We start from the raw sequence: 24,659 nt of genomic DNA on the forward strand, positions 1-24,659 counted from the left end.
AGATACCTCCGGCTGCACTCCTTGGGCCGACGGCGAACGTGGCACGCGGGGGCCACGGATGGGCACGGGTGGGCCACCGGGCGCGGGCAGATCCCTGGTGTCACCGCATCGGCGGTGGTCGCGACGACGCAAGGGAGACCCCGTGTTCACGCACACCCACGCCCTGCAGTACGAGGCCAAGCCCGACGGTCCCGACCCGGACTTCGCCCGCAAGATGCAGGAGATCCTCGGCGGTCAGTGGGGCGAGATGACCGTCGCCACGCAGTACCTGCTGCAGGGCTGGAACTGCCGGCTGCCCGGCAAGTACAAGGACATGCTCCTGGCCATCGGCACCGAGGAGCTGGCCCACGTCGAGATGATCGTGACGATGATCGACCGGCTGCTCGACCACGCGCCGCTCAAGCCCGACGCGGCGGACCGGACCAAGGAGGCCGCCGCCGGCTACGGGCAGCACAACCCCCAGCACCTGATCGCCAACGGCCAGGGCGCGTCCTACATGGACGCCATGGGCAACCCGTGGACCGGCGCGTACGTGACCGCCAGCGGCAACCTCATGGCCGACTTCATGTACAACGCCACGGCCGAGATGCAGGGCCGGCTGCAGGTCTCGCGGCTCTACAACATGACCGACGACCCCGGGGTCAAGGACATGCTGCGGTTCCTGATCACCCGCGACCACATGCACCAGCAGCAGTGGCTGGCCGCGACCGAGGAGCTCAAGTCCGACGGGATCGAGGGCATCCCGGTGCCCGAGGCCTTCCCGCTGGAGGAGGAGGTCGGCGACCTCGGCTACACCTTCGTCGACGCCTCCGACGGCCCCGAGGCCTCGGCCGGCCGCTGGGCGTCGGGCCCGTCGGTGGACGGCCGCTCGGAGTTCCGCGCCCGCCCGATCGAGGCGACGGCGGACGCCCCGATCCTCCCGCCCGGCGACCCGCGGCTGTTCTCCACCCCGCAGATGCCGGGGCAGTCGCTGCTCCAGAAGGCCAAGGACATGCTCAAGTGAGGTCCTGATCCCGTCCCACCCGCGCCGTCGCCGCGCCGGTGACCGGGTCAGCCCCACGACCCGGCCACCGGCCGGCGGGCCGCCCTCACCCGAGGAGAGTCCCGTGCACCTGTCCGTCCCCGCCGTCCTGCTGACGGTGGTCTACGCCGCGGCCCTCGCCGTCGCGGTCTCCGCGCCCGGCCAACACCTGGTCGCCGGGCTCGTCGTCCTCACCGGCCTGGTCACCCGCTGGGCCGTCCGCCACCGCCGCGTCCACGTCGCCGTCCCGGCTCCGGTCGCGCCCGCCGACACCGTCCTGGCACCCGGGCCCGCACCCGCCGCCTGACCCGGCGCCCGCCTGCCCACGGTCGTCGGCGACGCCCGTCCCCGTCACCCGATGATCAGGTGACCTGGTCCCTGGGGTTCCTCCCTCACAACCGGTCATGAGGGAGGAACCGGTTCGATCAGGTGACCTGGTCATCGAAGGGCAACCCCGTGCCCCCGGAACGCGCGAGGCGCGCGCCCCCGCGAACGGGGACGCGCGCCTGGCGAGGTGCTGGAACCGGCCCCCGTGCAGGGCCCCGCCGCCCCGTCCCGGGCCCCGCCCCGCGCGTGCGAGGGGTGGGGAGGACGGGGTCCTTCAACGAGCGGTGGGGGGCACGGGGTCCTTCCTCAGTGGGCGACGGCCTTCTCCGCACCGATCCCGGTGAGTGCCCGCACCTCGAGCTCGGCGTTCTTGAGCTCGTTGGGCTGCTCCTTGGACAGCTTCGTGCCGAGCCAGCCGAGGAAGAACGACAGCGGGATCGACACGAGGCCGGGGTTGTTCAGCGGGAACCAGGAGAAGTCGACGTTCTGGATCAGCGACGGGCTCTTGCCGGTCGCCGGGTTGACGGGCGCCCCGGACACCACCGGCGAGAACAGGATGAGCGTCACGCAGGTGATCAGCCCGCCGTAGATCGACCAGAGCGCGCCCTGCGTGGTGAACCGCTGCCAGAACAGGGTGTAGATGATCGTCGGCAGGTTCGCCGAGGCGGCGATGGCGAACGCCAGGGCCACCAGGAAGGCGATGTTCAGCCCGGCCTGCAGCGCCAGGATCCCCAGACCGATGGAGACGGCGCCGATCACGATCGCGGCGATCCGGGCCACCTTGACCTCGGCGTTCGGGTTCACCTGACCCTTCTTGATGACCGAGGCGTAGATGTCGTGCGCGAAGGACGCCGACGCGGTGATCGTCAGGCCGGCGACCACCGCGAGGATCGTCGCGAACGCGACGCCGGCGATGACGCCGAGCAGGATCGTGCCGCCGAGCTCGAAGGCCAGCAGCGGCGCTGCCGCGTTGACCGCACCCGGCGCCGCCAGGATGGTGTCGGCCCCGACCAGCGCACCGGCGCCGTAGCCGATCACCAGGCTGAACAGGTAGAAGATGCCGATCAGCCAGATGGCCCAGACCACCGAGCGGCGGGCGTCCTTGGCAGTGGGGACGGTGTAGAAGCGCATCAGCACGTGCGGCAGGCCGGCCGTCCCGAACACCAGCGCGAGCGCCAGCGAGATGAAGTCCAGCCTCGAGATGTTGGTCGCGCCGTACTGGCCCCCCGGGGACAGGACGTCGCGCGGTGTGGCCTGGGTCGCCGAGGTGTCGACCGCGCCGCCGAGCAGCGCGGAGAGGTTGAAGCCGTACTTGCCCAGCACCCAGACCGTCATGACGCCGGCGCCGGCGATGAGCAGTGTCGCCTTGATGATCTGCACGTAGGTCGTGCCGCGCATGCCACCGACCAGCACGTAGACCATCATCAGGGCACCGACGAGGACCACGACGACCGCCTGCGCCAGCTCCCCGGTGACGCCGAGCAGCAGGGTGACCAGCGCGCCGGCGCCGGCCATCTGGGCGAGCAGGTAGAAGAGGCTGACCACGAGGGTCGAGGTCGCCGCCGCGGTGCGGACGGGCCGCTGGCGCATCCGGAAGGCCAACACATCGGCCATCGTGTACCGCGCCGTGTTGCGCATGAGCTCGGCGACGAGCAGGAGGGCGACCAGCCAGGCGACGAGGAAGCCGATGGAGTACAGGAAGCCGTCGTAGCCGTAGATGGCGATGGCGCCGGCGATGCCGAGGAACGACGCGGCCGACAGGTAGTCACCCGCGATGGCCAGCCCGTTCTGGGTGCCGCTGATGTTGCGGCCGGCGGCGTAGTAGTCGGCCGCGCTCTTGTTGTTGCGGCTGGCCTTGAAGGTGATGGCCAGCGTGACGAGGACGAAGGCCCCGAAGATCGAGATGTTGACCGCCGGGTTCCCGACGGTGGTCGTCGCCGGAGCGGCGGGGGCAGCGAGGAAGAGCATCAGTGCCGTCCTCCGCGGGTCTCGTCGGCGCCCCGGGTGACACCGACACCACCGGGGCGCGCGTACTCGTGGTGCTCCAGCCGCTCGCGCATCTCGTCGGAGATCGGGTCGGTGCGCTTGTTGGCGTGCGCCACGTAGACGTGGGTGATCACGAACGTCGAGATGAACTGGCCCAGGCCCAGCAGGATGCCGAGGTTGATGTTGCCGAACACCGGCGTGGCCATGAAGTCCGGCGCGTAGGTCGAGAGCAGGACGTAGAGCAGGTACCAGGTCAGGAAGGCGACGGTCATGGGGAACGCGAAGCGGCGGAAGCGCCGCTTCAGCTCCACGAACTCCGGCGAGGCCTGGGCCTGGGCGTACTCCTCCGGTGTGAGCAACCTGCGTTCTTCGGGTGGTGTCACGGTGCGTCTCCCTGTCGTGCCACGTCACCCGGGCCGGGTGATCGCGGTCACTCTAAAGACATAACGGCCGGTCGTGTGCCGTGGGAGACCGATTCGTTGTGTACGACCGAGGTTCCGCGGCCTGCCGACCGCCGGACGACGCCGAGACGTGCGACGGCCGTAACGGAGTCGGAACGCAGCGGCGCTGCAATGGGCCATGGGCACTTCCGCGGGGACGACGACGGGCTGGTACCCGGTGGCGCGCGCTGCCGAGGTCGGGATGGAGCCGCTGCCGGTGGGCGCGGGCGGCCGGGCCTACGTGCTGGTCCGGCTGCGCCCGGGTGCCGAGGTCAGCGCCTTCCCGGCCCGCTGCCCGCACCGGCTGGTGCCGCTGAGCGCGGCCACCGTGGTCGACGGCCGGCTGACCTGCCCGTTCCACGGGTGGCAGTACGACGGCGAGGGTCGCTGCCTCTCCATCCCCTCCCTCGGCCCGGACGGGACCGCGCCCCCGCGGGCGGACCTCCGCGTGCCCTGGGCGGTCGAGGAGCGGCACGGCTGGGTCTGGCTGGCCCCCGAGCGCACCGCCGTCCCCGCGCCGCCGCGCCCCACCGCCGACACGGCACCCGAGCCGGCCCCGGCACTCCCGGTGCCGGACGGGCCGGTGCTGGGCAACCTCGACCCGGCGCTGGAGTCGGCGTGGCACCCGGTGGCGCTGTCCAGCGAGCTGCGCCCCGGCGGCTGGCTGCAGGTCCGGCTGCTCGGGCGGACCTGGACGCTGCGCCGCACCGACCGGCTGGAGGTGGACCCGCCGGCGTTCGGCGTCCGCGAGCGGCTCGGCGTGGTGTGGCTGGCCCTGACCGAGCCCCGGGACGTGCCGCTGGAGTTCCCCGAGGACGCAGACCGGCGCTTCGTGACCGGCTGGCTGCCGCCGCAGCGCTCGGCGGGGACGGCGGGCGTGCTGGCCGACGTCCTCCTCGACGTCTCCCACGCCCCGTTCCTGCACGCGGCGACCTCCGGCGCGGCCGACCACCCGGAGGTGCCCGCGTACGACGTCGAGCCGGAGCCCGGCGGTTTCCGCAGCGCGCAGGAGCAGTGGTTCGACGCGGTGACCGACCCTGGCGTGGCCACCGGCGAGCGGCCGCTGCGGCAGCGCCGGCGGGCGACCTCCGTCCTGCGGGCGCCGTTCCAGCTGCTGCTGCGCCTGGAGTCCCTCGACTCCGGCGCAGTCACGGTGGTCCAGTTCCTGCTGCAGCCGGAGGACGCCGACTCCACGCGGGTGTACACCCGGCTGCTGCTGTCGTCCGGCCCGGGCCACCCGCTGCCCGCCCCGGCCGACGTCGAGCGCGAGGTGACCTTCCGGGAGCGGGTGCTCGGCGAGGACCTCGCCCTCGTCGCGCGCATGGCCGGCCAGGGACTGCCGCTGGCGGTGCGCGACGAGCTGCACGTGCGCGCCGACCGGCTGGGCGTGGCGCTGCGCCGGGCGCTGTGCGACTTCGTCGCCTCGGCTCCGCGACCGGACCACGAGGCCGCGTGAAGCTGGCCCGTCCCGGGTCCCGCCCCGAGCCCGCGGAGGGTGGGGAGGACGGGGTCGGTCAATCGGCTGGGAGGAGCTCCCCGCAGGCGGCGCAGCGGACCGGCGGGTCGACGTCGGCGAGTCGCCCGCACGCCGGGCACACCCGCCGCAGCCAGCACGCCGGGTCGCCGCCGTCCTCGTCCGGCTCGGCGGGTCGTGCGTCGTCGGTCACGGCAGCCATGCTCGGACGCCGCACCCGCCCGGGCAACCGCCGTCGGCCGGGGCGTGTCACCCTCGCGGCGGACGCCGCCTCCCCCTCCCCGGCTGGGATGCTGGCGGTCGTGCCGTCCTCCGCCGCCCGCCGCACCACACTGGCCCTCGCCGCCACCCTCGCCGGACCCGCCGCGTGGGTCGCCCGCGCCGCCTGGGGGCTGCCGACCGCCCTGGGCGCCAGCCAGCGCGAGGTCCAGGCCCACGCCGCCGGCTCGCCGCAGTTCGCCGACGGCCGCTTCCACAACAGGCTGAGCACCCCGGCGCGGCCGCCGGCCAACGCACAGCGCGGCCTGCTGCGGCAGATGCACGAGGAGCGGGACACCGGCCTGCCGGCGCGCCCGGTGCCGGTGACCCACCCGGAGCTGCCCGCGGAGGCGGGTGACCTCGCGGTGACCTGGTTCGGCCACTCCAGCGCACTGCTCGAGGTCGACGGCCGGCGGCTGCTGGTCGACCCGGTGTGGGGCGAGCGGGTGTCGCCGTCCCCGCTCATCGGGCCGACCCGGCTGCACCCGGCGCCGCTGCCGCTGGAAGAGCTGCCGCAGGTCGACGCCGTCCTCGTCTCGCACGACCACTACGACCACCTCGACCTGCCCACGGTGCGCGGGCTGCTGCGCACCCAGACCGCGCCGTTCGTCGTCCCGCTGGGGCTGGGCGCGCACCTGCGCGGCTGGGGCGTGCCCGAGGAGCGCGTCGTCGAGCTGGACTGGGACGGTGCGGTGGAGGTCGCCGGCCTGACGCTCACCTGCACCGAGGCGCGGCACTTCTCCGGCCGGTTCCTCACCCGGGACACGACGCTGTGGGCGTCCTGGGTGGTCGCCGGGCCCCGGCACCGGGTCTTCTTCGGCGGTGACACCGGCTACACCCCGGCGTTCGCCCAGATCGGTGCGCTGCTGGGCCCCTTCGACCTGACGTTGCTGCCGATCGGCGCCTACAACGACGCCTGGGCCCTCATCCACATGACGCCGGAGGAGGCCGTCCGGGCGCACGGCGACCTCGGTGGCGGGCTGCTGGTGCCGGTGCACTGGGCGACGTTCAACCTGGCGTTCCACCGCTGGGCCGAGCCCGTGCAGCGGCTGTGCGCCGCGGCGGAGCGTTCGGAGGTGCGGGTGGCGGTGCCGCGGCCGGGCCAGCGGGTGGACGTGCTGGCCCCGCCGGCGTTGACCGACTGGTGGTCGGAGGTCGGCTCGGTCGTCGACGAGCCGGCCGAGACCGGGGACGGCGGGGCCGGCAGCTCGGTCGTCGCCCGCGCGGCGTCCTGGCTCACCGCCCGCCGAGGAACCGACTAACCCAGCAGCCGGGCGACCTCGGGGAGGCCGGCGGCCTCGACCTGCGGGGTCGCGCCCTCGGGGTCCAGCCGGTGCCCGGGCCGACGCAGCCGGACCACGTCGATGCCGGCGGCCAGGGCGCCCCTGACGTCGCGCGCCGACGTCGCCACGTGCAGCAGCCGGCCACCGGCGCGCTCCCGGGCCCGGAGGTAGATCTCCGGTGCCGGCTTGTAGGCGCGCAGCCGCTCGGAGGTGAGGACGTCGGCGTCGTCCACCAGCGGTGCGGCGCGCGTGCGGGCGAAGACAGCGTCGTCCACGTTGGACAGGACGCCGACCCGCGCGCGGGCCGCGAGCGCCGGCACCCCCTCCGCGACGTCCGGCCACAGCGGCCAGTCGCCGACCGAGTCGAGCAGCCGCGCGGTGTCGGCGTCCGGGTCGCGGGCGATCCCCAGCTCGGCGTAGGCGGCGATCAGCGCGCGGCGGCAGTGCTCGGCGAAGGGCACCCAGGTCGCGAGGTCGCGCTGGGAGGCCTTGTTGGCCGCGTCCCAGACGTCGTACAGCCGCTCCCCCGGCCCACCGGTGATCCGCTCCAGCGCGGCCGAGCCACCGGTGCGCGAGTCGACGAGCGCGCTGAACAGGTCGAGGGTGACGAGCAGAGACCGTGCCACGGCGTGCGTCCTCCGGCTCCACGGCCCCGCTGCAGGGTCCCGCCGCGAGCCTGCGAGCGGGTGGGGGGCAGCGGGGTCCTGCTTCAGCGCAGCAGCTTGGACATCCGCCGGTCGGCCAGCGGCTTGCCGCCGGTCTGGCAGGTCGGGCAGTACTGCAGCGAGGTGTCGGCGAAGCTCACCTCGCGGACGGTGTCGCCGCACACCGGGCAGGGCAGGCCGGTCCGGGCGTGCACCTGCAGCCCCGAGCGCTTCTCGCCCTTCATCGTGGCTGCCTGCTGCCCGACCTGGCGCTCGAGCGCCTCGGTGAGGGTCGCCCGCATCGCGTCGTGGAGGCGCAGGGCCTCGTCGTCGGTGAGCTTGTCGGCCATCTTGAACGGCGAGAGCCGCGCGGCGTGCAGGATCTCGTCGGAGTAGGCGTTCCCGATGCCGGCGATCAGCGTCTGGTCGGTGAGCGCGCCCTTGAGCTGGCCGCTGCGCCCGCCCAGGAGCGCCACGAAGGCGTCCCGGTCGACCTCCAGCGCGTCGGGCCCGAGCCGGGCGACGCCCGGCACCTCGGCCGGCGAGCGGACGACGTAGACCGCCAGCCCCTTGCGGGTGCCCTGCTCGGTGAGGTCGAAGCCGTTGCCGTCCTCCAGGTGCACCCGCAGCGCCAGCGGCCCCTTGCCCGGCTTGGGCGGGGCGGCGGGCAGCCCGGTGCGCCAGTGCAGCCAGCCGGCCCGCGCCAGGTGGACGACGAGGTGCAGCCCGGAGACGTCGAGGTCGAGGAACTTGCCGTGCCGGGCGACACCGGTGAGCTCCAGCCCGCCCAGCGCCGACAGCGGCGGGTCGAAGGTCTTGATCGCCTGGACGGCGGCCAGGTCGACCTGGGTCACCACGTGGCCGACCGCGTGCTCACGCAGGAACGCGGTCAGCGCCTCCACCTCGGGGAACTCGGGCACCGGGCCACTATGCCCCCGGTCGGCCTCCTGTCTCCAACCGCGGCCGGGTGCCGTCCCCCGCGACGGTGAGCCGCTGCGCCCTTCCGCGCGGAGGCCGACCGCTCGTCAGGACCACGTGGTCCCGTCGGGGCGCCGGCCTCCAGGGCGGGCCGTCCGATGGCCGCCGCATCATGTAGCACAAATGCTACTTCGGAGCCCGTGACCGTCGTGGGGCTACGCGAGCTGCGTCAACAGGCGTCCGAACTCGTGCGCCGGGTGGAAGCCGGCGAGGAGGTCACGATCACCGTCGCCGGCCGCCCCAGCGCGCGCCTGGTCCCCGTCGTCCCCCACTCCTGGCGCGGGTGGAACGAGGTGGCGGAGCTGTTCGCCGGCCCCGCCGATGGTGCATGGGACGAGGACCGGGACCGGATCGACGGGGAGCTCGCCGATCCGTGGGACCCCCGGTGAGAGCGGTCCTGGACACCAGCGTGGTCATCGCCTCGGACGTGAGCCCGCTGCCCGGCGAGCTGGCCATCAGCGCCATCACCGTGGCCGAGCTCCACTTCGGCGTCCTGGTCGCCGTCGAGCCCGCCACCCGCGCCGAGCGCCTGCGCCGCCTCAGCGTCGTCCAACGCCGCTTCCAGGCCCTGCCCGTCGATGACACCGTCGCCGCCAGCTACGGGCGGCTCGCCGCTGCTGTCGTCGCCGCCGGGCGACGTCCGCGGCCTCGAACGATGGACCTGCTCGTCGCCGCCACTGCCCATGCGCATGGAGCTCGGCTGTACACCCGCGATCCTGCAGCTCTGGTCGGGGCCGACGAGCTGTTGGAGGTCGTCGCTGTCTGACACCGCGCACCGCGGCGCCTTGCCCCCGGACGCCCGATGTCCCTAGCGTCCGGGTCAGTCTTCACAGGAGGGCCCGACATGACCGAGAGCGCGCAGGGCCGCCCACCGGTGGACGAGACCCGTCCCTCGGCGCCGGAGCAGGACGCCGGGTCGTCGGTCCCGGCCGACACCGGCGTGGGCATGGGTCGCGGTGAGGCCGACACCTTCGAGCCGGAGGAGTCGGCACCGGCCGACGAGGACGCGGAGTAGCCGCGGAGTAGCTCAGCCGACGAGGTCGCCGTCCTCGCTCACCGGAGCGGTCGCGCCGGGCTCGTGCCGCGCCTGGTCGGCCACCGCCGCGGCGACGGCCGACGTGACGGCGGGGTCGAAGACGCTCGGGATGATGTAGTTGGCGTTGAGCTGGTCGTCGGTGACCACGCCGGCGATCGCCTCCGCCGCGGCCAGCAGCATCCCGTCGCTGATCTCCCGGGCCCGCGCGTCGAGCAGCCCGCGGAAGACGCCGGGGAACGCCAGCACGTTGTTGATCTGGTTCGGCAGGTCCGAGCGGCCGGAGGCCACGACGGCGGCGTGCTGCCGGGCGCGCACCGGGTCGACCTCGGGGGTCGGGTTGGCCATCGGGAAGACCACGGCCTTCGGTGCCATCCGCGCCAGCGCCTCGACCGGCAGCACGTTCGCGGCGCTGACGCCGATGAAGACGTCGGCGCCGTCGAGCGCGTCGGGCAGCTCGCCACGCTGGCACTCGGGGTTGGTGCGCTCGGCCAGGTCCCGCTTGGCCGGCGAGAGCCGCTCGTCGTCCGGCGAGAGGATGCCCTCGCGGTCCCACACCAGCACGTGCCGGGCGCCGGCCCTGAGCATCAGGTGCACGATCGCCGTCCCGGCCGCCCCGCCGCCGGCCACGACGATCTTCACGTCCTCGAGCTGCTTGCCGACGACCCGCAGCGCGTTGCGCAGCGCGGCCAGCGCGACGATCGCCGTCCCGTGCTGGTCGTCGTGGAAGACCGGGATGTCGAGCTTCTCGCGCAGCCGGGCCTCGATCTCGAAGCAGCGCGGCGCGGCGATGTCCTCGAGGTTGATGCCGCCGAAGCCGGGGGCGATCAGCTCGACGGTTCGCACGATCTCGTCGACGTCCTGGGTGTCCAGGCAGATCGGCCAGGCGTCGATGTCGGCGAAGCGCTTGAACAGGACCGCCTTGCCCTCCATGACCGGCATCGCGGCACCGGGACCGATGTCGCCGAGCCCCAGCACGGCGGAGCCGTCGGTGACCACGGCGACGGTGTTGCCCTTGATGGTCAGCCGGCGGACGTCGTCGGGGTTGTCGGCCAGCGCCAGGCAGACCCGCGCCACGCCGGGGGTGTAGGCCATCGACAGGTCGTCGCGGGTCTTCAGCGGGACCCGGGAGGCGACCTCGAGCTTGCCGCCCAGGTGCAGCAGGAAGGTGCGGTCGCTGACCTTGCGGACCTTCACCCCGGGGACGGCGCGCAGTGCCTCGACCATCTCCTCGGAGTGCGCGGCGTCGGCGGCCGAGCAGGTGACGTCGACGGTGAGCCCGTCGGAGCGGGAGTCGACGACGTCGATCGCGGTCACCGCGCCGCCGGCCGAGCCGACCGCGGTCGCGATCCGGCCGATGGACGCCGGGTCGCCGTCGGCGGTGAGCCGCACGGTGATCGAGTACGACGCCGACGTGACCGGCCCGCGGGGCGGCGTGGCCGGCTCACCGAGGGCGGTGTCGTCGGTGCTGGACGTGGCAGCGGTCTCTGTACTCATGGCGCTCCCCATCGTGACACCGAACCACCAGCAGGGGTGCTTTCGGTCACAGTGGTCACGGACGCCGGTCAGCCGGTGGGCCGCGAGGTGCGCCCCTCGGCGCGGGCCTTGAGCCCGTTGCAGAACTGCCGGAACGAGGGGTTCAGGTCCGGCGTCGAGCGGGCGAGCAGCGCGGCCAGCGGCCCGGTGTGGTCCTCCCGGACGGTGAGCACCGTGCTGCCGTCCTCCTGCGCGTCGAGGTGGTAGGTGCGCTCGATGACGGCCAGCCCCAGCGGCAGCCCGCCGCGCCAGCGCATGACCTCGCGCGGGCGGATCTCGGTCACCGTCACCGAGAAGGGGCGGTCGCGGATCATCGTGGCGTAGAGCGTCAGCTTCTCGCCGAGCGCGACCCGGCCGTCCACCCGGTCGACGCCGGAGTCCCAGTCCCGCCAGCTCCCCACGTCGACCAGCAGCGCCCACACCTGCTCCGGGCTCGCGTCGATCCGCGCCGCCGCCTCGTAGCTCTTCACGGCACTTCCCCTCACCCGGCCCGCACGGCCGTCGTCTGCAGGTAGGTGTTGGGTACCACGATGCCCGGGCCGCCGCCCCGGGTCGAGCTGCCCCACAGGTCGGCGAAGTCGGCCTCCAGCGCGGCCCGCCCGGTGGCGTCGAGCCGATGCCAGGCCACGTGCACCGGCCCGAACCAGTCGCGGTAGCGCTGCCACTGCGCGGCCAGGGACGGCGCGGTCATGTCCACGGTCCGCTCGACGTGGCGCACCTGGCGCACCTCGCCGCGGCCGAGCAGCTCCTCCACGCCCTCCGTCGTCCCCCAGCGCAGCGGGTCCCCGGTCGCGCCGGCCGGGTCGTGCCGGGCGAGCAGCGCCAGCAGCCGCCCGCCGGGCGCGTCCGGCCGCCAGGCCGTGAGCCCCAGCCGGCCGCCGGGGCGCAGCACCCGGAGCAGCTCCCGGGCGGCCGGCTCCGGCTCGGCGGCGAAGACGACGCCGAAGGTGGAGACGACGACGTCGAAGGACGCGTCGGGGAAGGGCAGGGCGCAGGCGTCGGCGACCTCGGTGGCGAAGGACAACCCCTCGAGCTCGGCCCGGCGCCGGGCGAGGGCCAGCAGCTCCGGGACCACGTCGCTGCACACGACGTCGCCGTCACGCCGGGCCGCGGCCAGCGCCGCGTTGCCCGTCCCGCCGGCCACGTCCAGCACCCGGTCCCCCGGGCGGACGGCGAGGTCCGCGGCGAGCCGCTCGGCAGCCGGCACCAGCCGGACCCCCACCCGCTGGTAGTCCCCGGCCGTCCAGACCTCGCGGGTCCGGTCGACAGCGGGCGCGGCGCTCATGTCCCGGCAGTGTGCCCCCGGTCACTCCGCGGCGGAAGCGGGGCCGGCGGCCTCTGCACGGTCCCGGCGCGACCCTGCGAGAGGCGGGGGGCAGGGGGTCCTTTCTCAGCCCACCAGCAGCGCGCCGCGCTCCCGGCGTCCGGCCACCCGGACGCCCAGGGCCGCGGTCACGACCGCAGCGGCGCCGACGGCAGCCACGGCCACCACGCCCGGCCCGCCGTCGACGGCGACCGCGACCAGGCCCCAGACCACGGCCAGGGCGAACGGCCCGGCCGCCACCCGGGCGACCAGCACGAGCGCCGCCCCGAGGGCCGCGACCGCTACGAGCGCGACGACCGCCCACACCTGCGCCGCCGTGCCCTGGGCCGGCGCCCCGAGCGCGACGCCGGCACTGGCGACCTGCACCGCCGAGGCGAGCATCACCCAGCCCAGGAGCAGCCCGGTGACCGCCGCCGGGAGCAGCCGCGCCAGCCCGGTGAGCGGCATGACCTGCAGCCGCGCCCAGGCCGTCGCGGCGGCGGCGACGATCGCGAAGAGCAGCACCGCGGGGAGGACCGGCACGCGGTTCCCCACCAGCGGGAAGAGCAGCTCCCAGCCGGCGTTCCCGGCGAAGGCCGCGGCCAGGGGCCAGCCGGTCGCCCGGTGCACCGCGCGGTCCCGCTGTCCGGGGAGGGCCTGGTAGACCGCCCAGGCCAGCGCCAGGGCGAAGACCGGTCCCCAGATCGAGAAGGCGTAGCCGGCCGGGGTGATCAGCGAGCGGGTCGCGTCGCTGACCTCGCCCACGCTGCGCCCGGCGAGCGCCGCGCCCAGTGGGCTGCCGGCGATCTGGGCGATCGCCGCCAGCAGTACCGCTCCCGCCCGCAGGGCATCCGCCCGTCGTCCGTTCGTCACCGACCGTCCCTACCCGGCCGCGGTGGCCTCAGCACACGGCAGGGCAGGTCACCCGGCTCGCAGGCGGGGCGCGAGGGTGGCGGCGTCGCGGGACGACGGCGGGGCGGCGGCCAGCGCCCGGCCCCAGGCGACCAGGCCCGCGACGTCGATGCCGTACGGCGGGGCGTCGGCGTAGGCGCCGACGTTGCTCGCGCCGCGCTCCAGCAGCCGCTCGGCGCCGCGGTCGTTGCCCCGCGCCACGTGGGTCAGCCCGACGGCGAGCTGGGCCAGCCCGCGCCACAGCTGCCGCTCCGGGTCCGGTGCGGACTTCCACGCGTCCTCGAGCACCTCGTGGGCGTGGAAGGGCCGCCCGGCGTCCAGCAGCTGCTGCGCCTCGGTGAGCGCCTGGTCCGGCGTCCGCAGCACACCCTCCGGCGCCCGGTCCTCGCCGACCGCGCCGCGCGGCAGGGGCCGCCCGAGCGCGTCGCGCGGCCGGGCGTTGCGCGCCCGACCTGCAGGATCCCGGTCCCGGTCGACGTCCACCCGACGATCCTGACGCGAACACCGGTTGCGCGCTGCCGGATCGTGCGTTCCGTCGGTACCTCCGTGCAGGATGGACGCCGAGGACGGCCACAGGATGGGCCGCCCCCGCACCGACCCGCGGTCGTCGTCGACCGGTCCGGACCTGGAGGGGGGTGGGCCCGTGGCCCCGGTCACCGAGGAACCCGCGGTCGTCCTCGACCTGGAGGCTGCCGTCGCACACGTCACCGGCGCGGCGCTGCGCCCGGGCCCGGTCGGCTCGGTCGGCCTGGAGCTCGAGGCGCACCTGGTCGACCTCGACGCGCCCGCGTCGCGCGTGCCCTGGCAGCGGATCCGCGACCTGGTCGACGCGCTGCCCGCGCTGCCCGGCAGCAGCCGGGTCACCCTCGAGCCCGGCGGCCAGGTGGAGCTGTCCGGCCCGCCGTACCCGGACGTCGCCGCCGCGGTGGCGGCGCTGCGGGCCGACCGCGACGTGCTCGCCGCGGCCCTGGCCGCCGAGCGGCTGGCCGTGGCCCCGGTGGGCGCCGACCCGCTGCGGCCACCGGCCCGGGTCTGCCCGGCTCCCCGCTACGCCGCGATGGAGGAGCACTTCGCCGCCGTCGGCTGCGCCCAGGCCGGGACGGCGATGATGACCGGCACCGCCGCGCTGCAGGTCAACCTGGACGCCGGGCCGTGCGCCGGCTGGAGCGAGCGGGTGTCCCTGGCCCACCAGCTGGGGCCCACCCTGGTCGCCGTCGCGGCCTGCTCCCCGCTCGCCGACGGCCGGCCGACCGGCTGGGTGTCGCACCGCCAGCGGGTCTGGAGCGACCTCGACCAGGCCCGCTGCGGGCCGTTGCTCGGTGGCGCCGACCCGGCGGGCGAGTGGGCCGCGTACGCGCTGGCCGCGCCAGTCATGCTGGTGCGCGACCCGGACGGCGGCGGTGCGACGCCGGTGCGCGACCGGGTCGGCTTCGCCGAGTGGGTCACCGGCGAGGTCCCGCTCGGCGGGCGGGCGCCCTCTGCCGCCGACCTCGACTACCACCTGACCACGCTGTTCCCGCCGGTGCGCCCCCGCGGCTACCTGGAGATCCGCTACCTCGACGCCGCGCCCGAGCCGTGGTGGCCGGCGCTGGCCGCGGTGACGGCGGTGCTGCTCGACGACCCGGTCGCGGCCGGGCACGCCGCGGCGGCCACCCTGCCGGTCGCCGCCGCCTGGGACCGCGCCGCGCGCGCGGGCCTGGCCGACCCCGCGCTGCACGCCGCCGCCCGCGCCTGCCTCGCCGCCGCCTGCGCCGCCGTCCCCGCCGCCCTGCGGCCGGAGGTGGAGGCGCTCGCCGACCTCGTCGACCGGCGCCGCTGCCCCGGCGACACCCTGCTCGACACCGCCCGGGCCGGTGGCCCCACCGCCGCCCTCCTCTCCGCCACGGGAGCTCCCCAGTGACCGACCCGACCGAGATCCTCGCCCGCGACCTGGAGGGCGCCCGGCAGCGCACGCTGCGGCTCACCGACCACGACGAGCCCGAGCTGCTGCGCCAGCACACCCCGCTGCTCAGCCCGCTGGTGTGGGACCTCGCGCACATCGGCCAGCAGGAGGACCTCTGGCTGCTCCGCCGCGGCGACGCCCGGCGCGAGGGGCTGCTGCCCGCCGACGTCGAGGCGCTCTACGACGCGTTCACCCACCCGCGCGCCGTCCGCTCCCGGTTGCCGCTGCTGCCGCCGGTGGAGGCGCGGTCCTTCTGCGGTGAGGTGCGCGGCCGGGTGCTCGACCGGCTGGGGCGGCTCGGCCGGGACGACGACGGCGACCCGTTCGACTTCGCGATGGTCGTCAGCCACGAGCAGCAGCACGACGAGACGATGCTGCAGGCGCTCAACCTCCGCTCCGGACCGCCGCTGCTCGGCTCCGGGACGCCGCTGCCCCCCGGCCGGCCCGGCGTGGCCGGCACGTCGGTGCTCGTGCCCGGCGGGGAGTTCGTGCTGGGCGTGGACGCCGCCGACGAGCCGTTCTCCCTGGACAACGAGCGGCCGGCGCACCGGGTCGACGTCCCGTCGTTCCGCATCGGCCGGGTCCCGGTGACCAACGCCGAGCACGCCGCCTTCGTCGCCGACGGCGGCTACGACGACCGGCACTGGTGGTCCGAGCGCGGCTGGGCGCACCGGGTCGAGGCCGGGCTGCAGCGCCCGCAGTTCTGGGGCGCCGACGGCACCCGCTCCCGCTTCGGCGTCGTGGAGGCCCTCGCCGCCGACGAACCGGTCCAGCACGTCACGTACTTCGAGGCCGAGGCGTACGCGGCCTGGGCCGGGGCCACCGGCGCGGCCCCGGCCGGCGCGCGGCTGCCCACCGAGGTGGAGTGGGAGAAGGCCGCCGTCTGGGACCCGGCCACGCAGCGGCGCCGCCGCTTCCCGTGGGGGTCGGCCGAGCCGTCGTCCGCCCTGGCCAACCTCGGCGGCGACGCGCTGCGCCCGGCCACGGTGGGCGCCTACCCCGCAGGCGCCTCCGCCTACGGCGCCGAGCAGCTGATGGGCGACGTCTGGGAGTGGACCTCCTCGGACTTCACCCCGTGGCCCGGCTTCCGGCCGATGCTCTACGCCGACTACTCCGCGCCGTTCTTCGGCGGCGACTACAAGGTGCTGCGCGGCGGGTCGTGGGCCGTCGACGCGTCGATCCTGCGGCCCGGCTTCCGCAACTGGGACCACCCGATCCGCCGGCAGGTCTTCAGCGGCTTCCGGCTGGCCTGGGACGCCTGACCCGTGTGCCGTCACCTCGCCTGGCTCGGCCGGCCGCGGACGCTGGCCGAGCTGGTGCTCGAACCGCCCTCCTCGCTGCTCGTGCAGTCCTGGGCGCCGCGCCGCCAGCGGTACGGCACGGTCAACGCCGACGGCTGGGGCGTGGGCTTCTTCTCCCCCGGCCGGGCACAGCCGGCCCGCTGGCGCTCGGCCCGGCCGCTGTGGGGCGACCCGTCGTTCGCCTCGGTCGCGCCGGTGCTCTCCTCCGGGTGCGTGGTGGCCGCCGTCCGCTCGGCCACCGTCGGGATGCCGCTGGAGGAGAGCGCGGCGGCGCCGTTCACCGACGGGCGGTGGCTGCTGTCGCACAACGGCCGGGTGGACCGCGCGGTGCTGCCGCCGGTGCGGGACGCCGAGTCGACCGTCGACAGCGCGCTGCTGGCCGCGCTGGTGTTCGACCGGGGCCTCGACGCCCTGGCCGACACGGTGCGCGAGGTGGGTGCCGCGGACCCCGGCGCCCGGCTGAACCTGCTCGCCGCCGACGGCACCCGCCTGCTGGCCACCACCTGGGGCGACACGCTGTCGGCCCTGGTCACCGCCGACGGCACCGCGCTGGCCAGCGAGCCGTGGGACGACGACCCGCGGTGGACCGACGTCCCCGACCGGTCGCTGGTCGAGGTCACCCCCGACGGCCTGACCACCACCTCCCTGACCTGACCTGCCGAGCACTGGAGCACCGTGTCGATCTCGCTCACCAACCACCTCGCCCCCGCAGACGCCGCGGACGCGCTGCGCGCCGACGCCCGCGCCGGCCTGACCGCCACGCCGAGGACGCTGCCGCCGCGGTGGTTCTACGACGAGCGGGGCAGCGAGCTGTTCGACGAGATCACCCGGCTGCCGGAGTACTACCCGACCCGCGCCGAGCGGGCCGTGCTCACCGCGCACGCGCCCGAGATCGCCGTCGCGTCGGGCGCCGACGTCCTGGTGGAGCTCGGCAGCGGGACGTCGGAGAAGACCCGGCTGCTGCTGGACGCGCTGCGCGACGCCGGCACGCTGCGCCGGTTCGTGCCCTGCGACGTCGACCCGTCGGTGCTGCAGGCGGCCGGGGCGGCGATCACCGCCGAGTACCCCGGCGTGGAGGTGGCGGCGGTCGTCGGCGACTTCACCCGGCACCTGGGCGAGCTGCCGCGGTCGGGACGCCGGCTGGTGGCCTTCCTCGGCTCGACCATCGGCAACCTGGAGCCGGAGGCGCGGGCGGCGTTCCTCGACGACCTGGCCCACACCCTGCAGCCCGGGGACTCCTTCCTGCTCGGCACCGACCTGGTCAAGGACCCGGCCCGCCTGGTGCGGGCCTACGACGACGCCGCGGGGGTCACCGCGGAGTTCAACCGCAACGTGCTGCGCGTGCTGGACCGCGAGCTGGGCGCCGACTTCGACCCCGCTGCCTTCGAGCACGTCGCCGTGTGGGACGCCGAGCACGAGTGGATCGAGATGCGGCTGCGCTCGCTGACCGACCAGGTGGTGCACGTCCCGGCACTGGACCTCGACGTCCGGTTCGCCGCGGGCGAGGAGCTGCGCACCGAGGTCTCGGCGAAGTTCCGCCGTGAGCGGGTCGAGGCCGAGCTGGCGGCGGCGGGTCTGCGGATGACGCGGTGGTGGACCGACCCCGACGGCGACTTCGGCGTCTCGCTCTCCAGGAAGGGCCTCCCTGTCCCCCACCCCTCGCGAGCTCGGGGCGGGCCCCTGCAGGGAGGCCGCACCGGGGCCACCTGAGCGGCCTGCATCCGGGACCGGACGGCCGTCGGAAGGAGGGGTGTCAGGCACCTCACCAACGACGGAAGGTCCGCCCCGATGAGCCGCTCCCGCACCGCCTTCGTCCTCGCCGCCGGCGCCACCGGCACCCTCGTGGTCCTCAGCGCCTCCCCGGCCCTGGCCGACAGCCACACCGCGACCGTCTCGGTGCTGCACGGCGTCCCGGACACGCCCGTGGACGTCTACGCCAACGGCGAGCGGCTCATCGACGACTTCCGGCCGGGGACCCTCACCGACCCGCTGGAACTGCCGGCCGGCGACTACGACCTGGCCCTGTTCCCGGCCGACGCGCCCGACGGCTCCGGGGACGCGCTCCTGTCGGCCGACGGCGTCTCCGTACCCGCGGGGGCAAACGCCACGGTGGTCGCGCACCTCACCGAGGCCGGGGAGCCGGCGCTGACGCCGTTCGTCAACGACACCTCCGGGGTGCCTGCGGGCGAGGCCCGGGTGACCGTGCGGCACGTCGCCGCCGCTCCCGGCGTCGACGTCCGCGCCGGCGGCCAGGTGGTCGTCGACGGGCTGACCAACCCGGACGAGGAGTCGCTCACCGTGCCCGCCGGCACCGTGGGCGCCGACGTGGTGCTCGCCGGCACGGACACGGTCGCGATCGGCCCGGCCGACCTCACGCTGGCCGAGGGGACGACGACGGTCGTGTACGCGTGGGGCTCGCAGGAGGCCGGCTACGAGCTCGCCGTCCAGACGATCTCCGGCGCCCACTCCGCGCCGTCCGGCGTCCCCGGCGGCTCCGCCGGCCTGGTCGACGAGGGCGGCCTGCCGCTGCCGGTCGCCGCGGTGTCGCTGGCCGGTCTGGTCGCCGCCGGCGTCGCCGTCCGCCGGCTGGCCGGTTCGCGGGCCTGACCCGACCGGCACGGGAGAGACCGGTGCGTCCCGCCGCCGCCGGCGCGGTCCTGGGCGTGGCCGTCGCGCTCGGGGTACCGGCCGCGTGGCAGCTGACCCGGGAGCCGGCGGCGGCGGGCGCGCCGCTCGAGCAGGTCCTCCCCACCCCGGCCCCGGCCGCCCCGCCGGACGCCCACTCCCCGGTCACCACCCGGGACGCCGCACCCACCGTGGCCCCGGCGCAGCCGGCCCCCGTGGCCCTCGCCGTGCCGGCACTGGACGTCGAGGCGCCTGTCGACCCCGTCGGCGTGCGGGACGACGGCCAGATGGCCATCCCGGACGACGTCGACCGGGTGGGCTGGTACCGCTTCGGGCCGGCGCCCGGCAGCGGGGGCTCGACGGTGCTCGCCGGCCACGTCGACGACCGTGAGCAGGGGCTGGGCGAGCTGGCTGCACTCCGGGAGGCCGAGGTGGGCACCGAGGTGCTCGTCACCGACGCCACTGGCGGCACGACCCGCTGGCGGGTGGTCTCCCGGGAGCAGGTCGACAAGCAGGCCCTCCCGGTGGACCGGCTGTTCGCCCGCGAGGGGCCACCGCGCCTGGTGCTGGTCACCTGCGGCGGCGAGTTCGTCCCGGAGCACGGCGGCTACGAGTCCAACGTCGTCGTCGTCGCGGAGCCGTGGCCGTGATCGAGGACCTCGCCGTCCCCCACCGTGGGAGGACCCCGTCCTCCCCGCCTTTCGGAGGAGGACCCCCTGCCTTCCACCGCTCGCCCGCTCGCGGCGGGATCCTGCAGGGGGCCGGGGACCTGGGACGGGGCCGCGGCGGGGCCCTGCAGCGAGGCCACCTGCAGCGCGTCGCGGCTAGGGTCGGGCGGGTGAGCAGCGACGCCGTCCCGCCGTTCGGGGGAGCCCCCGGACCGGACGACGCCGAGGTGGGCCGCCGGTTCGCCACCGGTGACGAGCAGGCGCTGGCCTGGGCCTACGAGCGCTTCGCCGGTCAGGTGCACGGCATGGCGGTGCGCGCCTTCGGCCCCGGCCCGGACGCCGAGGACGTCACCCAGCAGGTCTTCGTCTCGGCCTGGACCGGGCGCGCCGGCTACCGCCCCGAGCAGGGGCCCCTGCCGGCGTGGCTCGTGGGCATCTGCCGGCACAAGATCGCCGACACCTGGGCACGCCGCGACCGGCAGCGCCGCGCCGCCGAGGCCGCGGTCACGGAGGCCCGCTCCGCGGCCGACAGCACCGGCCCCCAGGTCGACACCGCCGTCGCCGACCGCGTGCTCCTGCTCGGCGAGCTGGAGCAACTCGGACAGCCGCAGCGGGGCATCATCGAGTTGGCCTTCTTCGAGGACCTCACGCACACCCAGATCGCCGACCGGACCGGTCTGCCCCTGGGCACGGTGAAGTCCCACATACGGCGCACGCTCGAACGCCTGAGGACACGGTTGGAGGTGGACGGTGCCGCACTGCACGCCTGAGCAGCTGGCCCTGGCCGCGCTCCGCGAGCGACTCCCCGAGGCGGACACGACCCACCTCGACGCCTGTGCGGAGTGCCGGGCCGAGGTGGCCTCCCTGCAGCGCGGGGTCGACGCGCTCGCCGTCCCCGAGCTGGCCGCGCCGGGTGCGGCCGTCCCCCCGCCGCCGGGCCTGTGGGCGGGGATCGCCGCCGCCACCGGCGTCTCGGCCGCCCCGCGGCCGGAGGTCGTCGCCAGGTCCGGCCGTCCGCTGACCGCCGTGCCCGCGGAGCCGGCGCGACCGATGGCGCCGGCGCCCAGGTCGGCCCCGCCCGCGTCGGCGGGGGTGGTCCGGCCGCAGTGGTCACGGCTGCTGCTGGCCGCCGCGGCGGCGCTGGTCGTGGGGGTCGGCATCGGCGCGGGCGCGGTCGCCCTCGGCACGGGGGACGACGACGGCGTCGCCGTGGCCGCGGCCGCGCTGGACCCGCTCGACGACAGCGACGCCTCGGGTCAGGCCCGCGTGGTGGAGCGGCCGGACGGCTCCCGGGTGCTCGAGCTCGACCTGTCCGCCGCCGACCCGGACGACGGCTTCTACGAGGTGTGGCTGATCGACGAGGCGGTCCAGGACATGTACTCCCTCGGGGTGGTCCAGGGCGGCGGCGAGGTCGCACTCGAGGTGCCCCCCGGTGTCGACCTGGCCGAGTTCCCGGTCGTCGACGTCTCGGTGGAGCCGCTGGATGGCGACCCGCTCCACTCCGGGATCTCGGTCGCCCGCGGCCGGCTGGCCTGACGGCCCTCCTGCAGCAGGAGGACCCCGTCCTCCTCATGGAGGACCCCCTTGTCCCCCCGCCACTCGCAAGCTCGCGGCGGGACCCTGCAAGTGGGCCGTGAGAGCTCGGGGCGAGCCTCGGGACGGGGCCTGGGGGACAGGAGGGTCCTTCTTCTAGCGTGGGGACGTGACGACGCTCCATCCCGCCCTCGTGCACGAGGACCTCGGCGCCGCGTGGCGCTCGGCCCGGCCCCGCCCGGCGGGCCGGCACCTGGACAGCGCGGCGTGCAGCCGACAGAGCAACCGGGTGCTGGAGGCCGTCGCCCACCACGCCCGGCACGAGGCCGAGCTCGGCGGGTACGTGGCCGAGGCGACCGCCGAGGACCTGCTGCAGCAGGGTCGGTCGGTCATCGGCGGGCTGGTCGGGATGGCCGCCGCGGACGTCGTCTTCGTCGAGTCCGCGCAGGCCGCGCTGACCACGCTGCTCGCCGGGTGGCGGTTGCCGGCCGGGGCGCGGGTGGCGTGCCTGCCCGGCGAGTACGCGCCCAACGCGGCGCAACTGCGCGCCGCGGGGCTGTCCGTCGAGCACCTGCCGGTCGGCGACCTGGGGCGCGCCGACCTCGACGGCGTGGCCCGGCTGCTGGCGGGCGATCCGCCGCGGGTGGTGCACCTGACCCACGTAGCCAGTCACCGCGGCGTCGTCCAGCCGGCCGCCGAGGTCGCCGCGCTGTGCCGCGAGGCCGGGGTGCCGCTAGTGCTCGACGCGGCGCAGTCGCTGGGGCACGTCGACACCGACCTGGGCGCCGACGTCGTCTACTCGACCTCGCGCAAGTGGCTGGCCGGGCCGCGCGGGGTGGGCCTGCTGTGCGTGCGGCCGGCGATCACCGCCGAGCTGACCCCGCTGCTGACCCCGCCGGGCGACGTCCCGCCGCTGCGGGCCTTCGAGTCGGGGGAGGCGCACGTCGCCGGCCGGGTCGGGCTGGTCCTGGCCGTGGGCGAGCACCTGGCCGCGGGGCCGGTCCGGGTGCACGAGCGGCTGGCCGCGCTGGGCGGGGCCGCCCGCGAGGTGCTCGAGGGTGTCGCCGGCTGGCGGGTGGTCGAGCCCCTCGACGAGCCGACCGCCACGACGACGCTGCGCCCGCCGGACGGCGTCGACGTCGTCACCACCCGGGCCCGGCTGCTCACCGAGCACGGCATCGTCACCACCGCCATCGGCCCGCAGCGGGCGCCGGACGAGATGACCGGGCCGGTGCTGCGCGTCTCGCCGCACCTCGACGCCACGGTCGACGACCTCGAGGCCCTCGCCGCCGCCCTCTGAGATAGGACCCCGTCCTCACGGGGCAGGTCGGTGTCCTCCACAGGACGCATCCTGTCCGCCGGTGTCCCTCGGTCACGTGTCAGCGCAGGATCTCGACCAGCAGCACCCACGCGTTGAACACGGCGCCCACGAAACCGGCCACCAGCGCGGGCACCGTCCAGTACAGCCCGCCGCCGGCGCCTGCGACGAGCGTCGCGCCCGCCGTCACCAGGGGCGCACCGGTGCAGGCCACGATCACCGCGGGGACGACGATGCTGCGTGCCGGCGCGCCCGCGGGCCGGCCCCGTCGGACCCGCAGCGCCGCGTCGCAGCCGATCAGGACCAGGCCGGTGCCGGCCAGCTCCAGCCCGAGCGCCGTCGGGGACTGGCCCGGGACGAGCACGAAGACCGCGGTCGTCAGCAGGACCACCAGCACCCCGAGGGTCTCCCCGGCCCGCAACGGCAGCCAGGCGATCCGCAGCACCTGCTCGAGGTTGATGGAGACGGCGACGAACAGCAGGCCGAGCAGCGCGGCGGCGGCTCCGGCCATGGCGACGTAGAGCTCCGACCACGGCTCGGACGCGTACGCCATCACCGACTCAGCCGCGGGCGCCGGTCAGTCGACCGGCGCGATGTCGAAGTTCGCCGTGTCGCCCTCGACCGAGGTGACGGTGATCCGCAGCCCGATCTTCTCGCCGGTGTCCGGATCGATGGCCGAGCACTCGGTCGTGGCGTCCACCTCGGCGTCGAGGTCGCCGGGGCAGGAGACGTCGGCGGCGACGCCGAACTGGGACTCGAGGGTGCTGGAGACCTGCTTCTCCAGCTCGTCCTGCCCGATCGACGAGCCGCAGGCGGTCAGGCCGAGTCCCAGCACGGGTGCGACGGCGAGCAGGAGGCGGCGGCGCGGCACGGGCGAACCCTAGCGGCGCCTCCCGGCGTACCGGACCGGTTCGCTCACCGCCCGCGACCCTGCACCAGCCGGGCCACCGGCGGGGGCAGGTCCGCGCCCAGCGGGCGGGCCCCGACCAGGCGGCCGGCCTCGCTCGGCGCCACCCCCACCGCCTGCAGGACCTCCAGCGCCTGGACGTCGGGCAGCGCGTCGAACCAGCGCCGCCCCAGCGCCTCGCGCCCGGCGGCGGTCGGCCGGCCCCACAGCCGCAGCCGCGCCATGCCGCCGTCGGGGAAGACGTCCAGCCGCACCCGGTCCACCGCCGGGCCGCCGTCGAGCACGAAGCGGTGCCGGGTGTCGGGCTGCAACCGGATCCGCGGCAGGACGACGACCTCACCGTCCGGGCCGCTGCCGGTGAGGGACGCCGACCCGGGCGCGTTGCCCAGGAAGTACGAGGTGTCCAGCTCGGCGAGGCTGACCACGCCCTCGCAGGCCAGCGACAGCTCCACCCAGTCGTTGCCCTCCCCGCGCCGCCGACGGGTCTCCCAGCCCTCCCCCATCGACCGCGCGAGCCCCGGCGACACGAGCTGCACCGGGCGGCCGTAGAAGGCGTCGCTCACCCCGGTCACGAGGGCGCCGTTCTCCAGCGCGGCCAGGTCGACCGGGCCGGCGTCCAGCAGGCGCGGGTCGGGGACGGCGGTGCCGTGCACCCGCAGCCGGGCCACGCCGCCGTCGGGTGCGATGGTCAACCGCACGTGGGTGACCCGCCGGGTCGAGTCGACCGGGAAGGTGTTGGTGGTGTCGCCGGCGAGGTCCGACAGCGGCAGGAGCGGCTGCCAGTCGGCGCGCTCGAGCTCGGCGACCGTGGGGTGGCCCTCGACGGAGGCACCCTCGAGGGAAGCCCCAGCAGGGTGGTTGCCGGTGAAGTGCGCGGTGTCGACCACCACCGCCGACACGATCCCCGGCACGCCCAGGCGGACGATCGCCCAGTCCGAGCCCGGGGAGCGCCGGCGCCGGGTCTCCCAGCCGTCGTACTCCTTGCCGCGGTGACCGAAGCCGGGCAGCGCCTGCGGCGGGTGCGGCAGCACCAGGTTCTCCTTGGCGGCGAAGGACTCGTCGTTGGCCGCGAGGACCGCTCCGCCCAGCGCGCGGCTGGCCAGGTCGGGCAGGCGGGTGGGATCGCTCATCGGGCTCCTCGCCGGGTCGCAGGGTGGCGCGCGGGGGTCA

The 24,659-nt window shown here is 75.8% G+C and carries 29 protein-coding genes; 16 read left to right on the plus strand and 13 right to left on the minus strand.

The features are described 5' to 3' along the window. Positions 1–142: 142 nt before the first annotated feature. Positions 143–1,003 carry a manganese catalase family protein gene (locus ACWIX7_RS11720; RefSeq protein WP_091447791.1) on the plus strand — a complete coding sequence of 287 codons (861 nt, stop codon included), beginning with the start codon at positions 143–145 and terminating at the stop codon, positions 1,001–1,003. Between the two features lie 103 nt (positions 1,004–1,106). Continuing rightward, complete coding sequence (locus tag ACWIX7_RS11725; RefSeq protein WP_012946466.1) at positions 1,107–1,328, plus strand: hypothetical protein; 222 nt, start codon at positions 1,107–1,109, stop codon at positions 1,326–1,328. 326 nt (positions 1,329–1,654) lie between these two features. Here ACWIX7_RS11725 and ACWIX7_RS11730 read toward each other — a convergent pair whose 3' ends face one another. After that, positions 1,655–3,316, minus strand: coding sequence for a solute symporter family protein (locus ACWIX7_RS11730; RefSeq protein ID WP_448621708.1), 1,662 nt, complete (start codon positions 3,314–3,316; stop codon positions 1,655–1,657). Further along, positions 3,316–3,717, minus strand: coding sequence for a DUF485 domain-containing protein (locus ACWIX7_RS11735; protein ID WP_448621709.1), 402 nt, complete (start codon positions 3,715–3,717; stop codon positions 3,316–3,318). Before ACWIX7_RS11735 ends, ACWIX7_RS11730 begins: the two co-directional genes overlap by 1 nt. A gap of 196 nt (positions 3,718–3,913) precedes the next feature. Here ACWIX7_RS11735 and ACWIX7_RS11740 point away from each other — a divergent pair, with 196 nt between their 5' ends. Then, complete coding sequence (locus ACWIX7_RS11740) at positions 3,914–5,230, plus strand: Rieske 2Fe-2S domain-containing protein (protein ID WP_448621710.1); 1,317 nt, start codon at positions 3,914–3,916, stop codon at positions 5,228–5,230. Between the two features lie 58 nt (positions 5,231–5,288). On the opposite strand, the gene ACWIX7_RS11745 is transcribed toward ACWIX7_RS11740, so the two are convergent. Then, entirely contained in the window at positions 5,289–5,441 is a 153-nt protein-coding gene (locus ACWIX7_RS11745; protein ID WP_175479676.1) for a hypothetical protein, read from the minus strand. Positions 5,442–5,550: 109 nt separating this feature from the next. Between ACWIX7_RS11745 and ACWIX7_RS11750 the strand changes: the two genes are divergently transcribed. Then, positions 5,551–6,768 (plus strand): MBL fold metallo-hydrolase, encoded by a 1,218-nt coding sequence (locus ACWIX7_RS11750; RefSeq protein ID WP_448621711.1) that lies wholly within the window; start codon positions 5,551–5,553, stop codon positions 6,766–6,768. Here ACWIX7_RS11750 and ACWIX7_RS11755 read toward each other — a convergent pair. Further along, positions 6,765–7,415: a haloacid dehalogenase gene (locus ACWIX7_RS11755; RefSeq protein ID WP_448621712.1), complete on the minus strand. Its 651-nt coding sequence runs from the start codon at positions 7,413–7,415 to the stop codon at positions 6,765–6,767. The two genes, ACWIX7_RS11750 and ACWIX7_RS11755, sit on opposite strands and share 4 nt — an antisense overlap. 83 nt (positions 7,416–7,498) lie before the next feature. Next, positions 7,499–8,353 carry an Fpg/Nei family DNA glycosylase gene (locus tag ACWIX7_RS11760; RefSeq protein WP_448621713.1) on the minus strand — a complete coding sequence of 285 codons (855 nt, stop codon included), beginning with the start codon at positions 8,351–8,353 and terminating at the stop codon, positions 7,499–7,501. 198 nt (positions 8,354–8,551) lie between these two features. Between ACWIX7_RS11760 and ACWIX7_RS11765 the strand changes: the two genes are divergently transcribed. From ACWIX7_RS11765 to ACWIX7_RS11775, 3 genes are all read left to right on the plus strand, one after another. Further along, on the plus strand, positions 8,552–8,800 hold the full coding sequence (locus ACWIX7_RS11765) for a type II toxin-antitoxin system Phd/YefM family antitoxin (protein ID WP_448621714.1): 249 nt from the start codon (positions 8,552–8,554) through the stop codon (positions 8,798–8,800). Beyond that, positions 8,797–9,177 carry a PIN domain-containing protein gene (locus ACWIX7_RS11770; protein WP_448621715.1) on the plus strand — a complete coding sequence of 127 codons (381 nt, stop codon included), beginning with the start codon at positions 8,797–8,799 and terminating at the stop codon, positions 9,175–9,177. The genes ACWIX7_RS11765 and ACWIX7_RS11770 overlap by 4 nt, the downstream gene beginning before the upstream one ends. A 78-nt stretch (positions 9,178–9,255) precedes the next feature. Next, a complete protein-coding gene (locus tag ACWIX7_RS11775; protein ID WP_448621716.1) occupies positions 9,256–9,426 on the plus strand; it encodes a hypothetical protein in 171 nt (56 codons plus the stop codon). 12 nt (positions 9,427–9,438) lie between these two features. Here ACWIX7_RS11775 and ACWIX7_RS11780 read toward each other — a convergent pair whose 3' ends face one another. From ACWIX7_RS11780 to ACWIX7_RS11800, 5 genes are all read right to left on the minus strand, one after another. After that, positions 9,439–10,941, minus strand: coding sequence for a malic enzyme-like NAD(P)-binding protein (locus ACWIX7_RS11780; protein ID WP_448621717.1), 1,503 nt, complete (start codon positions 10,939–10,941; stop codon positions 9,439–9,441). 68 nt (positions 10,942–11,009) lie between these two features. After that, positions 11,010–11,450, minus strand: coding sequence for an SRPBCC domain-containing protein (locus tag ACWIX7_RS11785; protein ID WP_448621718.1), 441 nt, complete (start codon positions 11,448–11,450; stop codon positions 11,010–11,012). A gap of 11 nt (positions 11,451–11,461) precedes the next feature. After that, complete coding sequence (locus tag ACWIX7_RS11790) at positions 11,462–12,265, minus strand: class I SAM-dependent methyltransferase (protein WP_448621719.1); 804 nt, start codon at positions 12,263–12,265, stop codon at positions 11,462–11,464. Between the two features lie 105 nt (positions 12,266–12,370). After that, positions 12,371–13,156 carry a hypothetical protein gene (locus ACWIX7_RS11795; RefSeq protein ID WP_448621720.1) on the minus strand — a complete coding sequence of 262 codons (786 nt, stop codon included), beginning with the start codon at positions 13,154–13,156 and terminating at the stop codon, positions 12,371–12,373. A 48-nt stretch (positions 13,157–13,204) separates the two neighbouring features. Next, complete coding sequence (locus ACWIX7_RS11800; RefSeq protein WP_448621721.1) at positions 13,205–13,678, minus strand: DUF309 domain-containing protein; 474 nt, start codon at positions 13,676–13,678, stop codon at positions 13,205–13,207. Between the two features lie 160 nt (positions 13,679–13,838). On the opposite strand from ACWIX7_RS11800, the gene egtA reads away from it, so the two are divergent. The 9 genes from egtA to egtE all read left to right on the plus strand — a co-directional run bounded on the left by egtA (position 13,839) and on the right by egtE (position 22,564). Continuing rightward, positions 13,839–15,095 carry an ergothioneine biosynthesis glutamate--cysteine ligase EgtA gene (gene egtA / locus ACWIX7_RS11805; protein ID WP_448621722.1) on the plus strand — a complete coding sequence of 419 codons (1,257 nt, stop codon included), beginning with the start codon at positions 13,839–13,841 and terminating at the stop codon, positions 15,093–15,095. Further along, positions 15,092–16,399, plus strand: coding sequence for an ergothioneine biosynthesis protein EgtB (gene egtB, locus ACWIX7_RS11810; RefSeq protein WP_448621723.1), 1,308 nt, complete (start codon positions 15,092–15,094; stop codon positions 16,397–16,399). The genes egtA and egtB overlap by 4 nt, the downstream gene beginning before the upstream one ends. Before the next feature lie 3 nt (positions 16,400–16,402). After that, the gene (egtC, locus tag ACWIX7_RS11815) at positions 16,403–17,092 is read left to right on the plus strand and encodes an ergothioneine biosynthesis protein EgtC (protein WP_448621724.1); all 690 of its coding nucleotides are present in this window, start codon (positions 16,403–16,405) and stop codon (positions 17,090–17,092) included. A 21-nt stretch (positions 17,093–17,113) separates the two neighbouring features. Further along, positions 17,114–18,148 carry an L-histidine N(alpha)-methyltransferase gene (egtD, locus tag ACWIX7_RS11820; RefSeq protein ID WP_448621725.1) on the plus strand — a complete coding sequence of 345 codons (1,035 nt, stop codon included), beginning with the start codon at positions 17,114–17,116 and terminating at the stop codon, positions 18,146–18,148. A 78-nt stretch (positions 18,149–18,226) separates the two neighbouring features. Further along, positions 18,227–19,045: a DUF4397 domain-containing protein gene (locus ACWIX7_RS11825; protein ID WP_448621726.1), complete on the plus strand. Its 819-nt coding sequence runs from the start codon at positions 18,227–18,229 to the stop codon at positions 19,043–19,045. Between the two features lie 23 nt (positions 19,046–19,068). Beyond that, positions 19,069–19,713: a class F sortase gene (locus ACWIX7_RS11830; RefSeq protein ID WP_448621727.1), complete on the plus strand. Its 645-nt coding sequence runs from the start codon at positions 19,069–19,071 to the stop codon at positions 19,711–19,713. 188 nt (positions 19,714–19,901) lie between these two features. After that, positions 19,902–20,501 carry an RNA polymerase sigma factor gene (locus tag ACWIX7_RS11835; protein ID WP_448621728.1) on the plus strand — a complete coding sequence of 200 codons (600 nt, stop codon included), beginning with the start codon at positions 19,902–19,904 and terminating at the stop codon, positions 20,499–20,501. After that, a complete protein-coding gene (locus ACWIX7_RS11840; RefSeq protein ID WP_448621729.1) occupies positions 20,482–21,267 on the plus strand; it encodes an anti-sigma factor in 786 nt (261 codons plus the stop codon). The genes ACWIX7_RS11835 and ACWIX7_RS11840 overlap by 20 nt, the downstream gene beginning before the upstream one ends. A gap of 166 nt (positions 21,268–21,433) precedes the next feature. Then, positions 21,434–22,564: an ergothioneine biosynthesis PLP-dependent enzyme EgtE gene (gene egtE / locus ACWIX7_RS11845; RefSeq protein WP_448621730.1), complete on the plus strand. Its 1,131-nt coding sequence runs from the start codon at positions 21,434–21,436 to the stop codon at positions 22,562–22,564. A 79-nt stretch (positions 22,565–22,643) separates the two neighbouring features. Here egtE and ACWIX7_RS11850 read toward each other — a convergent pair whose 3' ends face one another. The 3 genes from ACWIX7_RS11850 to alc are packed head-to-tail and all read right to left on the minus strand — an operon-like array spanning position 22,644 to position 24,619. After that, on the minus strand, positions 22,644–23,135 hold the full coding sequence (locus ACWIX7_RS11850; protein WP_448621731.1) for a hypothetical protein: 492 nt from the start codon (positions 23,133–23,135) through the stop codon (positions 22,644–22,646). 24 nt (positions 23,136–23,159) lie between these two features. Beyond that, complete coding sequence (locus tag ACWIX7_RS11855) at positions 23,160–23,453, minus strand: DUF4333 domain-containing protein (RefSeq protein ID WP_448621732.1); 294 nt, start codon at positions 23,451–23,453, stop codon at positions 23,160–23,162. 44 nt (positions 23,454–23,497) lie between these two features. Next, positions 23,498–24,619: an allantoicase gene (alc, locus tag ACWIX7_RS11860; protein ID WP_448621733.1), complete on the minus strand. Its 1,122-nt coding sequence runs from the start codon at positions 24,617–24,619 to the stop codon at positions 23,498–23,500. Positions 24,620–24,659 lie beyond the last annotated feature (40 nt).

This window comes from Geodermatophilus sp. URMC 65 (assembly GCF_053502545.1).